The organism is Enterobacter sp. E12 (assembly GCF_014596715.2).
GTDB lineage: Bacteria > Pseudomonadota > Gammaproteobacteria > Enterobacterales > Enterobacteriaceae > Enterobacter > Enterobacter bugandensis.
In genome coordinates this window covers 435,825-448,145 of record NZ_CP115601.1, presented here as the reverse complement: position 1 = coordinate 448,145, position 12,321 = coordinate 435,825, and the positions used below count along the sequence as shown (strand labels likewise).

The window sequence follows — 12,321 nt, the reverse complement described above, 5'->3', positions numbered from 1 at the left end:
AGGCCACATCGCCAGACCCTGTGTCTGGCGATTTCATATTTATTTTAGTAATTTCACGCTATTTCAAATATCATCTTTTCAAATCAATTCTTATCGGAATAGCTCATGACGGAAGCGCAACGGCATCAAATTTTACTGGAACTCCTGGCGCAAACAGGGTTTATCACCGTCGAGAAAGTGATCGAACGTTTAGGGATCTCCCCCGCCACCGCGCGGCGAGACATCAACAAGCTGGATGAGAGCGGCAAGCTGAAAAAAGTCCGCAACGGCGCAGAAGCCATCAGCCAGCAGCGTCCACGCTGGTCGCCGATGAATATTCATCAGGCGCAGAATCACGATGAAAAAGTACGGATTGCCAGAGCGGCGTCGCAGCTGGTGAACCCCGGTGAGAGCGTCGTTATCAACTGCGGCTCCACGGCGTTTTTGCTGGGCCGTGAAATGTGCGGCAAGCCGGTGCAAATCATTACCAACTATTTGCCGCTGGCTAACTACCTGATCGATCAGGAACATGAAAGCGTGGTGATCATGGGCGGCCAGTACAACAAAAGCCAGTCCATCACGCTCAGCCCGCAGGACAGCGAAAACAGTCTCTACGCCGGGCACTGGATGTTTACCAGCGGCAAAGGCCTGACCGCTGACGGCCTGTATAAAACCGATATGCTGACCGCGATGGCGGAACAAAACATGCTCAACGTGGTGGGCAAGCTCGTTGTGCTGGTCGACAGCAGCAAAGTCGGTGAACGCGCAGGCATGCTGTTCAGCCGCGCAGAACAGATCGACATGGTGATCACCGGCAAAGGGGCGAACCCCGAGATCCTCCAGAAGCTGGAAGATCAAGGAGTGAAAGTCCTGCACGTTTAAAGATGCTTGCGGAAAAACGCCACCGTGGCGTCAAGCGCCGCTGGCGTGATGCGGTGGCGGACGCCTGACTCCCATAAACAGGTCAGATTAGCGTCCAGTCCTTCATTCTTTAACGCCTGCTGCAGGCGGAAGGTTCCATCGGGCGGGACAACATCGTCCGCATCACCATGCCATAGCAGCAGCGGGCGATCGGCCAGGCGCGGCAATGCCCGGGTCACTTCCCACTCTGCCAGCATCGGCGTAATTTCCGTTAAATCCTGAGGGGGGAAAAGCGTCTTCGCCAGCGAGGTAAAATAGCCCGAGCCCATCAGACAGGCGACAGACCGCACGTCAGGATGATGCGTCATAATTCCCAGCGCCGTCATGCCGCCCATCGACGCCCCGGCCACCGCCAGCCGATTATCGGCCACCAGCCCTGCCTCATAGAGCGCATCGCGCAACCCGGCAAACTCGGTCAGACTGCCGTGCAGAATGTGCCAGAACTGCCCCAGTCGCGCCCGCTCATTGCCCGTAAAGCGCGCGCCGTGGTCAGGCGCATCCGGCATTACCACGCGAAAACCTGCCTGAGCCAGCGCCACTGCAAAATAACTGTAAACCAGTTTCGATGAGGTAAACCCATGATAAAAAACCACAACAGGCAGCGATTTATCACGTTTCCCTGCCGGCACAGCGTGTAAAATTTCATGGTCGCCGAGATGGCGTATTTCAATTTCAATCATTGTCGACCCTGTACGAATGAATGATTCATAATGTTGAGAACTGGATTACGGTTTGACGCTATTTTCATTCGAAAATTACGTCCCAGATAACACTTCGGGAACATTCCCCCAAAACTAAATTCGCAGACAACTACACTATGGCTAACAGGAAACGAGATATGGTTATGCACAGGTTTGCTGCTTTATTGCTGGTGTTTCTGCTCAGCGGCTGTAGCGCACTGCAGGGTACACCGCAACCCACTCCCCCGGTTGCCGATCATCCGCAGGAGATTCGTCGTAATCAGACGGAAGGATTACAGCGAATGGGCACCGTCTCCGCGCTCGTTCGCGGTTCGCCGGATGACGCAGAAGACGCAATAAAGGCACAAGCCGTCGCTGCCAAAGCAGATTATTACGTCATTATTATGATCGACGAAACCATCATAACGGGACAGTGGTATTCACAAGCCATTTTGTACCGGAAATAATGGTTTACCTTTGAACGACATTTACACTGCTTTGCGTCCATAGACATTTTCCTGTCCACAATAAACTCCATGCCAGCGACAAGGAATGGGAGTTTATTCGCGAAGGATTGCCCGGCGGATACCGGAAATATGTGAAATGGAGCTGACGATGAAACGAACTCTTGCTTTGACCTCTCTGTTGCTCTCTGCAGGCCTGGTGAGCACCACCGCGCAGTCAGCAGAATTCGCCAGTGCGGATTGCGTAACAGGTCTGAATGAAATAGGCCAGATCTCCGTCAATAACATTCCGGGGAGCCCGCAAGACGTTGAACGTATCGTGGCATTAAAGGCCGATGAACAGGGCGCGTCATGGTATCGCATCATCCAGATGCAGGAAGATAACCATATCGACCAGTGGCGGGTACAGGCCATTCTCTACGTATAAATCCTTCCTGATAAAAGCCACTTATTTTTAGTGGCTTTTCGTTTTTGCAAATTTTTTATCTAATTTAAAACCACCATAAAACAATAAAATAACATTTTGTTACATTAATTTAGTAAACGTAATCTCCGCTCTGCCGTTGAAGAACCATACCTTTTCAATGATGAGCAATTTATGATCAATGTTTTCCGCCGTGCGGGCCTTGGAACAAAGCTGTCGCTGCTGACGGGCGTCAGTGTCGCCACGCTGTTTCTGCTTTTCACTTTCCTGCTCAGCCAAAAAGCCAGCCAGCAGCTTGAAGCCCTCGCGGTAGAAGATCTGCATAATCAGTCCACCGGTATGGTCGACATGGTGCAGATGTTTAATACCAGCCTGAGCGAAGAAGTCGAAAGCTACACCAGACTGTTTACGACATTTCTGCCTCAGCCGTTTAGCGTCGATACTCAGCAGACCCGGACCATAAACGGGCTCGCCGTTCCCCTGCTGAAAGGGGGCGACGCTGAACTCCATGAAAATACAACGTTTTCTGATGATTTTCTGAGCCGTACGGGAGCGATCTCAACGCTGTTTGTTCGCAGCGGTAACGACTTCATTCGCGTTGCCACCTCCCTGCGCAAAGAGAATGGCGATCGCGCTATGGGGACGGTTCTGGACACGAGCAGCCCGGCGTTTGCCTCCGTCAAGAAAGGCGAGGTGTACCGCGGCCTGGCGCTCCTGTTTGGCAAGCGCTACATAACCCAGTACCAGCCCGTGAAGAACAGTGAAGGTCAGGTTATCGGGATCATCTTCGTTGGGGTGGATATCACTCACTCCTGGAATGTCATGCGCGAGAAAATCCTCAACCGCCGCCTGGGCGAGAGCGGGCACTTCTTCGTGCTGGACCGCAGCAACGGCAAAACGCGCGGTCAGTATCTGTTCCACGCCAGCGAAGAGGGAAAACTGCCGAAGTGGGATAGCGCCACCCAACAGCAGCTGTTGAGCGATTCCTCAGGCACGCTGGAACGCGTAAGCGACGACGGTCGCACGCTGAAAATGGCCTATACGCCGCTGCCCGGCTGGAACTGGACCATCGTCGGTGAAGTGGATAAATCAGTCCTGCTCTCAAGCGTTAACGCCATGCGCGACCGTTTCCTGCTGGCCGGCGTAGCGTTGTCTGTCCTCTTCGCGGGCCTGTTTGTGGTGCTTATTCGCCGGATGCTGACCCGTCCGCTGCGTAACGTGATTGACCTTGCCCGCCAGTATGCCGCGGGCGATTTACGCTCTAGCCTGCCCGTGACCCGCCAGGATGAGGTTGGCCAGCTGGTTGAAGCCATTAACGGTATCGGCGATGGGCTACAAAAAATTGTCCTGCAGGTCCGCGAGGCCGCGGGCGAGATCCATCTGGGCACCAATGCGCTGGCCTCCGATACCGGAGACATCTCCGAGCAGATCAACAAGCAGGCCAGCAGCGTTGAAGAGACCTCCGCCAGCATGGAGCAACTGGCCGCGACCGTGCAGCAAAATGCCGCCAACATGGAGCAAACGCAGCAGCTGGTAGGTGAAACCTCGCGCGCGGTTCATCAGGGTGGTGAAACGGTGACCCATGCGGTTGCCACCATGGACGACATTCGCGAAGCGTCAAAACGTATCGAAGACATCACCCGCGTGATCGAGTCCATCGCGTTCCAGACTAATATTCTGGCGCTGAATGCGGCGGTAGAAGCGGCACGCGCAGGCGAGCATGGAAAAGGTTTTGCTGTGGTCGCGCAGGAAGTTCGCGCCCTGGCAGGTCGAAGCGCCAACGCGGTGAAGGAGATTGAACATCTGATTGGCGATACCCTGCGAAAAGTGGGCGAAGGCCACGCGCTGTCTGAACAGACGCGTCTGGCGATGGATTCCATCATCGTTCATATCGACAACATCAGCCAGCTGGTCACGGAGATTAACCACGCGTCACGCGAGCAGTCCGCGGGGATCGGCCAGGTCAATCTTGCCATGACCCACATTGGCGAAGCGTCGCATATCAATGCCGATCGCATCTCACGCAGCGAGCAAACCGCACGCACGCTGCGCGAGAAAGGGTCACACCTTACCCAACTGGTCAGCCTGTTCCAGCTTAAACGCTAGCCAACCCTGCCCGTGGCGCGCAGCAGCAGATCGCTTTGCACCTGCTCATTCATGAGCGTACCGCCACGGGTATCCAGCATCATGCGGCACCACGCCTGCGCCACGGGCGGCGATGCGTGCCGCAGCATCTGGCTGCCGGCCCCCAGCAAAAAGAGCTGCTGAGCGATCTCCCTCCCCTGCGCCTCCTGCGGTTTACGCAGCTTTTGCTGAAGCTGCCGCCAGCTGCGGTCAAAGTGTCTGTCCTGTCCTTTGACCTGGGCAAACTCGTCGGCAAGCAGGTCGTGGATACCTGACTGCTTCGCCAGCACACGCAGCACGTCCAGGCACATGATATTGCCCGATCCTTCCCAGATGCTGTTCACCGGCATCTCACGATACAGGCGTGGAAGTTCATTCTCCTCGCAGTACCCGACGCCGCCGAGTGCCTCCATCGCCTCCGCCACGAACGGAATGCCCGCTTTGCACACGCTGAATTTTGCGGCCGGGGTAAAAAGCCGCGCCCAGGCGGCCTCCTGCGGGTCGGTGCGGTTATCCCACGCCCGGGCCAGACGGAACAGCAGCGCCGTGTGCCCCTCCAGCACCAGCGCCATACGGCTTAGCACTTCACGCATTAGCGGCTGATCGATAAGATTTTTGCCGAAGGTCTGACGCTGATGGGCGTGGTACAGCGCCACGGAAAGCGCCCGGCGCATTAGCCCGTGGCTGCCCAGCGCGCAGTCGAAGCGCGTCAGCCCGCCCATCTTCAGGATTTGCCGCACGCCTTCTCCCTCTTCACCCAGCAGCCAGCCAGAGGCATCGAGGAACTCCGCCTCGCTGCTGGCGTTCGAGCGGTTGCCGAGCTTGTCTTTCAGACGTTCCAGCCGTACGGCATTGCGCTGTCCGTCGGGTAAGAAACGCGGGACAAAGAAGCAGGACAAACCGCCTTTCGCCTGCGCCAGCACCAGATGCGCATCGCTCTGTGGCACGGAGAAAAACCACTTGTGGCCCACCAGTCGGTAGCTGCCGTCGCTGCATTTTTCTGCTCTGGTGGTATTGCTGAGCACGTCCGAGCCGCCCTGCTTTTCCGTCATTCCCATGCCGATCAGCAGGCCGCGCTTTTGCCCACCCGGCGCGAGATGGGGATCGTAACGGTCGCTCATCAGCGGCGTTAACCATTCATGAAACGGTTTGGGCAGCGACTGCTGCAACAGCGGCGTGGCGGCGAAGGTCATGGTCACCGGGCATAACGTCCCCGCTTCTACCTGAGCATGGAGCACGAAGCGCGCGGCCCTGGCGACGAAAGAACCTTTTCGTGCCTCTTCCTCCCATGCCAGATTATGTACCCGGTTAGCGCAGAGCCCCTGCATCAGCAGGTGCCATGCCGGATGAAAGCGGACGTCATCCAGCCGCTCTCCCGTGGGGTCGTAGCGTAATAGCTCCGGCGGATTCACGTTCGCCAGCCTGCCCAGCTCCAGCGACTCCGCCGTGCCTAACTGCTGTCCAATGCTGGCAAGAAGATCCATATCCCACTCGGCACCCTCGCGCGCAACCGCGTCGCGCAGGGCGCAGTCAGAGAGGAAAAGGTTGCTGTTAGAGAGTGGGGCTGGTTGATTAAAAACGGTATGGGTCTGCCAGTGCATGCTGTCTCCCTCCTTCAGTGGCAATGAAGGTAAGTATGGACAGACCGTATGAACGCTGCATGGGAGTGAGGTCACACGATGGCGATCCCGCTGATATCATTCGTGAAATAGCTCACAGAACATAAGAATAAACTATTTCATTACTCAGCTTATGTTGAATAATTTATTCTTAACCCGTCTTTGTGAGGACCGTTATGCAACAGGATGCGCACAAGCGAGCATTAATTGCAGGCTCCATTGGTAACTTTATCGAGTGGTATGAGTTTGCGGTCTACGGTTTTCTGGCGACCGTGATTGCGAAGAACTTCTTCCAGCTTGAGGGAGAGGCGGGACTGACCAGTCTGATCCTCACCTGGGCCTCGTTTGCCATTGCCTTCTTCTTCCGTCCGCTGGGTGCGGTGGTATTTGGCCGCATTGGTGACAGGATAGGCCGAAAACCGACGCTGATTATTGTGCTGGTGCTAATGACGCTCGCCACCACGGCCATCGGCATCGTGCCCGTCTACGCCAGCATCGGCATTGCTGCACCGCTGATCGTTACGCTGCTGCGCATCCTGCAGGGCCTGTTCGCGGGCGGCGAGTACGGCGGTGCGGTCTCACTGATGACGGAGTTCGCCCCGCGTGGCAAGCGCGGTCTGTACGGCGCGTGGCAGTCCTTTACCGTCGCGCTCGGGCTGTTAGCGGGCGCAGGTATTGTCGCGCTGCTCTCTGTCCTCCTCACGCCTGAAGCCCTGCACGACTGGGGCTGGCGCATTCCTTTCTTCCTGGCGCTGCCGATGGGCGCGGTCGCGCTGTGGCTGCGGGCGAGCATGGAAGAGACGCCGAGCTTTGTGCAACAGAAGGAAAAAGCGGTCATTGCTCAGGCCAGTACTTCCGCCACGCTCAAAACCATCCTGATGGGCATTGGCCGCGTGATGGTCTGGTCCGCGGCGGGGTATACCTACCTCGTGATCATGCCGACCTATCTGCAGTCTGCGCTGCACACCGGGTTTAATCAGGCGCTGCTGATAGCGGTGATTTCTAACATTGGGTTTGCGCTCACCATCATTCCGTCGGGAATGCTGAGCGACAGGATCGGGCGGCGAACGGTGATGATTATCGCCACCGTGCTCCTGCTGATCCTCGCCCTGCCGCTGCTGAAAATTTTGCAGGCGGAGTCCAGTACGATGGCGGTCAAAGCGATTGTGGTGCTGATTGCGGGCGGTCTGGTGGGCATGCTGGCGGGGCCGGGCCCGGCGATGCTGTCTGAGATGTTCCCGACGCGCGTGCGCTATACGGGACTGGGGCTGGCCTATTCGTTATCGAACGCGATTTTTTCGGGCTGTGCGGGGTTAATCATTACCGGGCTGATTAAGCAGACGGGCAACCTGGACATTCCGGCCTATTACGTGATGGCAACGGCGGTGGTGAGTATTTTCGCGCTGATGACGCTCAGGAAGGATGACCATTTACGGTCGTTAGAGGAGTGAGGTTGTCACCGTCTGGTGCCCTCACCCCGGCCCTCTCCCACTGTACAGTCCGGGGACATGGTAGACAGGTGTTCGGGGACATGGTGAACACTTTTTAACATCCTTTACCCATGGTGATCGACTTTTTCTTCAGGTCGATCACCCCCACTTTCGTGCTGTACCACCACACTTCATAGCAGCCGTCATCCTGTGTCTCCCTCAGCCCGACCCGTTCTCCCCTGAACGCCTTGCCTGCGCTCAGACTGACACCCTGTATGCTCAGCTTTCCGCTGACATCCACTTTCCTGACCTTCACCCCTTCATCGTATTCAGGTGGCGTTACGCTGCCGCTGTACTGTCGCGCTGACGGCTGATACCGCGAGGCCGGTACCGCCATATCCAGCGCCTCGTGCGGGCGTTCAAGGTTGTACACCGTGCGCCAGTGGTCGAAGGCGCGCTGCAGCTCACCGCTGTCCGCGAACCATTTTCCCTGCAGCACTTCCGACTTCAGGCTGCGGTGAAAACGCTCCAGCTTGCCCTGCGTCTGCGGATGATAAGGCCGGGAGTGCCCCACCCGGATACCGTGGCGCATCAGCCACAGCTCCAGCGCCGTCCAGGTGCCGGTGGTGTCTCCCCACGGTGAGCCGTTGTCCATCGTCATCCGGTCCGGCAGGCCGTAGCGTTCAAACACGCTGACCAGCTGCTGCTGCACGGTCTCGCGCCGTTCATCGGTACAGTGCGCCAGGCACAGGGAAAAACGGGAGTGGTCGTCCAGCAGGGTGAGCGGATGGCAGCGGCCACCGCCAAAGGGAAAGTGGCCCTTAAAATCCATCTGCCAGAGCCGGTTCGGCGCGTCGTGTTCGAACCGTCCCGTAGCGGGAATGCCCGGTGTTGCGCCCGGCAGCAGGCCGTGACGGGCCATCAGGCTATGGACAGTGCTGAAGGCGGGCATACGGTGCCCCTGGTCTTCGAGCCAGCGCTTAATCTTGCGTGCGCCCCAGCGTTCATGGCGCTCATGGGCCATGCGCAGCAGGGCGGTGATGTCGTCAGATGAGCGGTTCGGGGAATGGTGCGGTATGCGCGGGCGGTCCTGAAGGCCGGAGGCACCTTCCTCCATCCAGCGACGAAGCCACTTGTAGCCGGTGGCAGGTGAAATGCCGAAGCGACGGCAGAGGGAACGGATGTTCGCCCCGTCCTGCGAGGCGAACAAAACAAACTCGGTACGTAATGACATGGTATCTCTCGCATCCCAGGGCATAAGCGACTCCATAGACGGGTTCTTATGCCTTAGTTGTAAGTGTCTACCATGTCCCCGAACAAGTGTTCACTATGTCCCCGGACTGTACACCCACGGGGAGAGGGAGAAAACACTAAAGGCCGTCCTTTGGACGGCCTTGCTGTTTATTCTCCGCGCTGGCGCACCGCTTCAAACAGGCAGATACCCGTTGCAACGGAAACGTTCAGAGACGACACGCTGCCCGCCATCGGGATGCTGATCAGCTCGTCGCAGTGCTCGCGCGTCAGACGACGCATGCCTTCACCTTCCGCTCCCATCACCAGCGCCAGACGGCCGGTCATTTTGCTCTGATACAGAGTATGATCCGCTTCGCCCGCGGTACCGACGATCCAGATATTCTCTTCCTGCAGCAGACGCATGGTGCGCGCCAGGTTGGTCACGCGGATCAGCGGAACGTTTTCCGCCGCGCCGCAGGCCACTTTCTTCGCCGTCGCGTTCAGTTGGGCAGAGCGATCTTTCGGTACGATCACCGCGTGCACGCCCGCCGCATCCGCGCTGCGCAGGCACGCGCCGAGGTTATGTGGATCGGTGACGCCATCCAGAATCAGGAAAAACGGGTTTTCCAGCGCGGCAATCAGATCCGGCAGATCGTTTTCCTGATACTGACGGCCCGGCTTCACGCGGGCAATGATCCCCTGGTGCACCGCGCCTTCGCTTTTCTCATCCAGGAACTGGCGGTTCGCCAGCTGGATCACCACGCCCTGCGCTTCCAGCGCGTGGATCAGCGGCATCAGACGTTTGTCTTCACGACCTTTCAGAATAAACACTTCCTGAAAACGCTCCGGTGCGCGCTCGAGAAGGGCCTGCACCGCGTGGATGCCGTAAATCATTTCACTCATTGATGGTTCTCGTAATAAATATTTCCCCTCTCCCGGTTGGGGAGAGGGTCAGGGTGAGGGGAGAATTACTCCGCCTGCTTTTTCTTGGCTGCGCGCTTCGCTTTTGTCGCGGCAGCGATTTTCTGCGTCTTCGCGGAAGGCTTTTTCGCTGAGCGAGCCTCTTTCTTCGCCGCCTTTGGCTTCAGTTTCTTCTCGCCGCGGAACGCGCTGTCCGGCTCGAAGTTTACCTTTTTGCCCGCCTGGCGACGTTTACCGCTCGCTTTGCCGTTTCCGCCTTTTTTCGCCCTTTCACGCTCGGTTTTACCGACGTTACGCGGCGCGCGCTCGCTGGAGATCAGGCTGAAGTCGATTTTACGGTCGTCCATATTCACGGCTTCGACCTTCACTTCCACGCGATCGCCCAGACGGTAGGTCTGGCCGCCTGATTCGCCAATCAGACGCTGGCCGACCTGGTCGAAGCGGTAGTAGTCGTTATCCAGGCTGGAGACGTGCACCAGACCGTCGATAAACAGCTCATCCAGACGAACGAAGAAACCAAAGCCGGTCACGCTGGCAATCACGCCCTTAAAGACGTTGCCCACCTGATCCAGCATAAAGTCACACTTCAGCCAGTCCGCCACGTCGCGCGTCGCTTCATCCGCACGGCGCTCGGTCATGGAACAGTGCTGACCCAATTGCAGCACTTCGTCCATGGAGTAGTGATAGCCGCCGGTTTCGGTCGTGTTGCCTTTATGGCCCTGCTCGTGCGCCAGCAGATACTTGATCGCACGGTGCAGTGACAGATCCGGATAACGGCGGATCGGCGAGGTAAAGTGCGCGTAAGACTGCAGCGCCAGGCCGAAGTGCCCCCGGTTTTCCGGATCGTAAATCGCCTGTTTCATGGAGCGCAGCAGCATCGTCTGAAGCATTTCTGCGTCAGGACGGTCGCTAATGGATTCCAGCAGTTCGGCGTAATCGCGCGGCTCAGGCTTGTTACCGCCCGGCAGCTCCAGGCCGAGCTCAGCCAGCACGGAGCGGAACGACGTAATGGCTTCCGTGGTCGGCTTATCGTGAATACGGAACAGCGCAGGTTCTTTGGCTTTCTCAACGAAGCGTGCCGCCGAGATATTCGCCAGAATCATACACTCTTCGATCAGCTTGTGCGCATCGTTACGCTGGGTCTGTTCGATACGCTCAATGCGGCGCTCGGCGTTGAAGATAAACTTCGCTTCTTCGCTCTCAAAGGAGATCCCGCCGCGCTCTTCGCGCGCCTGCTCCAGCGTTTTGTAGAGGTTATGCAGCTCTTCAATGTGTTTAACCAGCGGCGCGTACTGCTCGCGAAGGTCCTGGTCGCCCTGCAGCATATGCCAGACCTTGGTATAGGTCAGACGCGCGTGCGAGCTCATTACCGCTTCGTAGAATTTGTAGCCCGTTAAGCGCCCTTTGGTGGAGATGGTCATCTCACATACCATACAGAGACGGTCAACCTGCGGGTTCAGGGAGCACAGGCCGTTGGAGAGCACTTCCGGCAGCATCGGTACCACCTGCGACGGGAAGTAGACCGACGTACCACGGCTGCGCGCTTCGTTATCCAGCGGCGTGTGCGGACGAACGTAATAGCTTACATCAGCGATAGCAACCCACAGACGCCAGCCGCCGCCGCGTTTTTTCTCGCAGTACACGGCATCATCGAAGTCGCGGGCGTCTTCACCATCAATGGTGACCAGCGGCAGACTGCGGAGATCCACACGGCCCGCTTTGGACTCTTCCGGTACTTCTTCGCGCAGGTTTTCGATCTGCTCTTCGACCGCTTTCGGCCAGACGTACGGAATTTCATGGGTACGCAGCGCCATATCGACGGCCATGCCGGTGCCCATGTTATCGCCCAGTACTTCGACGATTTTACCCACCGCTTTGGTGCGACGGGTCGGACGCTGGGTGAGTTCAACCACCACCACAAAGCCCATACGCGCGCCCATCACCTCTTCAGGTGGGATCAGAATATCGAAGCTCAGACGGCTGTCGTCCGGCACCACGAAGCCTACGCCCGCATCGGTAAAGTAGCGGCCCACAATCTGGCTGGTTTTTGGCACCAGCACGCGAACCACGCGTGCTTCGCGGCGGCCTTTACGGTCTGCACCCAGCGGCTGCGCCAGGATCTGGTCGCCGTGGATGCACATTTTCATCTGTTCGGATGAGAGGTAAAGGTCGTCCTTACGGCCTTCCACGCGCAGGAAGCCAAAGCCATCGCGGTGACCAATGACGGTCCCTTTCAGCAGATCGAGGCGTTCCGGCAGCGCGTAGCACTGGCGGCGGGTAAAGACCAGTTGCCCGTCACGCTCCATCGCGCGCAGGCGGCGGCGAAGGGCTTCAATCTGCTCTTCACCTTCAATATTTAATTCAACGGCAAGTTCTTCACGATTGGCGGGTTTTTCGCGTTTTGTTAAGTGTTCAATGATGAACTCGCGGCTGGGGATAGGATTCGCGTATTTTTCGGCTTCGCGTTCCTGGAAAGGATCTTGTGACATGTCGGTTCCTCCGTTGTCAGCTCCGGTGGAAATTTTC

Annotated in this window: 10 protein-coding genes; 5 read left to right on the top strand and 5 right to left on the bottom strand. The window is 57.6% G+C overall.

The window, feature by feature from the left end:
- Positions 1-105 precede the first annotated feature (105 nt).
- Positions 106-861: an HTH-type transcriptional regulator UlaR gene (gene ulaR, locus IB212_RS02165; RefSeq protein WP_041911481.1), complete on the top strand. Its 756-nt coding sequence runs from the start codon at positions 106-108 to the stop codon at positions 859-861.
- On the opposite strand, the gene yjfP is transcribed toward ulaR, so the two are convergent.
- Positions 858-1,580, bottom strand: a complete 723-nt coding sequence (gene yjfP / locus IB212_RS02160; RefSeq protein WP_041911482.1) for an esterase — start codon at positions 1,578-1,580, stop codon at positions 858-860. The two genes, ulaR and yjfP, sit on opposite strands and share 4 nt — an antisense overlap.
- A 137-nt stretch (positions 1,581-1,717) precedes the next feature.
- Here yjfP and bsmA point away from each other — a divergent pair, with 137 nt between their 5' ends.
- The 3 genes from bsmA (at position 1,718) to IB212_RS02145 (ending at position 4,574) form a co-directional block, all read left to right on the top strand.
- Complete coding sequence (bsmA, locus tag IB212_RS02155; RefSeq protein ID WP_071993758.1) at positions 1,718-2,047, top strand: biofilm peroxide resistance protein BsmA; 330 nt, start codon at positions 1,718-1,720, stop codon at positions 2,045-2,047.
- 136 nt (positions 2,048-2,183) lie between these two features.
- Positions 2,184-2,471, top strand: a complete 288-nt coding sequence (gene yjfN, locus IB212_RS02150; RefSeq protein WP_032644956.1) for a DUF1471 family protease activator YjfN — start codon at positions 2,184-2,186, stop codon at positions 2,469-2,471.
- Between the two features lie 171 nt (positions 2,472-2,642).
- Positions 2,643-4,574 carry a methyl-accepting chemotaxis protein gene (locus IB212_RS02145; protein WP_041911484.1) on the top strand — a complete coding sequence of 644 codons (1,932 nt, stop codon included), beginning with the start codon at positions 2,643-2,645 and terminating at the stop codon, positions 4,572-4,574.
- Here the strand turns inward: IB212_RS02145 and IB212_RS02140 are convergent.
- Positions 4,571-6,193, bottom strand: a complete 1,623-nt coding sequence (locus IB212_RS02140; protein ID WP_041911485.1) for an isovaleryl-CoA dehydrogenase — start codon at positions 6,191-6,193, stop codon at positions 4,571-4,573. The two genes, IB212_RS02145 and IB212_RS02140, sit on opposite strands and share 4 nt — an antisense overlap.
- A 194-nt stretch (positions 6,194-6,387) precedes the next feature.
- Between IB212_RS02140 and IB212_RS02135 the strand changes: the two genes are divergently transcribed.
- Positions 6,388-7,662: an MFS transporter gene (locus IB212_RS02135; RefSeq protein ID WP_041911486.1), complete on the top strand. Its 1,275-nt coding sequence runs from the start codon at positions 6,388-6,390 to the stop codon at positions 7,660-7,662.
- Positions 7,663-7,756: 94 nt separating this feature from the next.
- On the opposite strand, the gene IB212_RS02130 is transcribed toward IB212_RS02135, so the two are convergent.
- From IB212_RS02130 to rnr, 3 genes are all read right to left on the bottom strand, one after another.
- Positions 7,757-8,911, bottom strand: coding sequence for an IS481 family transposase (locus IB212_RS02130; RefSeq protein ID WP_081753002.1), 1,155 nt, complete (start codon positions 8,909-8,911; stop codon positions 7,757-7,759).
- A gap of 131 nt (positions 8,912-9,042) precedes the next feature.
- Positions 9,043-9,777 carry a 23S rRNA (guanosine(2251)-2'-O)-methyltransferase RlmB gene (gene rlmB, locus IB212_RS02125; RefSeq protein WP_041911487.1) on the bottom strand — a complete coding sequence of 245 codons (735 nt, stop codon included), beginning with the start codon at positions 9,775-9,777 and terminating at the stop codon, positions 9,043-9,045.
- A gap of 65 nt (positions 9,778-9,842) precedes the next feature.
- The gene (rnr, locus tag IB212_RS02120) at positions 9,843-12,284 is read right to left on the bottom strand and encodes a ribonuclease R (RefSeq protein WP_188246114.1); all 2,442 of its coding nucleotides are present in this window, start codon (positions 12,282-12,284) and stop codon (positions 9,843-9,845) included.
- Positions 12,285-12,321: the final 37 nt, after the last annotated feature.

Coding starts and splice junctions, on each gene's coding strand:
- rnr (WP_188246114.1), bottom strand. CDS start 12,284: ATGTCACAAGATCCTTTCCAGGAACGCGAAGCCGAAAAATACGCGAAT.
- ulaR (WP_041911481.1), top strand. CDS start 106: ATGACGGAAGCGCAACGGCATCAAATTTTACTGGAACTCCTGGCGCAA.
- IB212_RS02145 (WP_041911484.1), top strand. CDS start 2,643: ATGATCAATGTTTTCCGCCGTGCGGGCCTTGGAACAAAGCTGTCGCTG.
- IB212_RS02135 (WP_041911486.1), top strand. CDS start 6,388: ATGCAACAGGATGCGCACAAGCGAGCATTAATTGCAGGCTCCATTGGT.
- yjfN (WP_032644956.1), top strand. CDS start 2,184: ATGGAGCTGACGATGAAACGAACTCTTGCTTTGACCTCTCTGTTGCTC.
- bsmA (WP_071993758.1), top strand. CDS start 1,718: ATGGCTAACAGGAAACGAGATATGGTTATGCACAGGTTTGCTGCTTTA.
- yjfP (WP_041911482.1), bottom strand. CDS start 1,580: ATGATTGAAATTGAAATACGCCATCTCGGCGACCATGAAATTTTACAC.
- rlmB (WP_041911487.1), bottom strand. CDS start 9,777: ATGAGTGAAATGATTTACGGCATCCACGCGGTGCAGGCCCTTCTCGAG.
- IB212_RS02140 (WP_041911485.1), bottom strand. CDS start 6,193: ATGCACTGGCAGACCCATACCGTTTTTAATCAACCAGCCCCACTCTCT.
- IB212_RS02130 (WP_081753002.1), bottom strand. CDS start 8,911: ATGGAGTCGCTTATGCCCTGGGATGCGAGAGATACCATGTCATTACGT.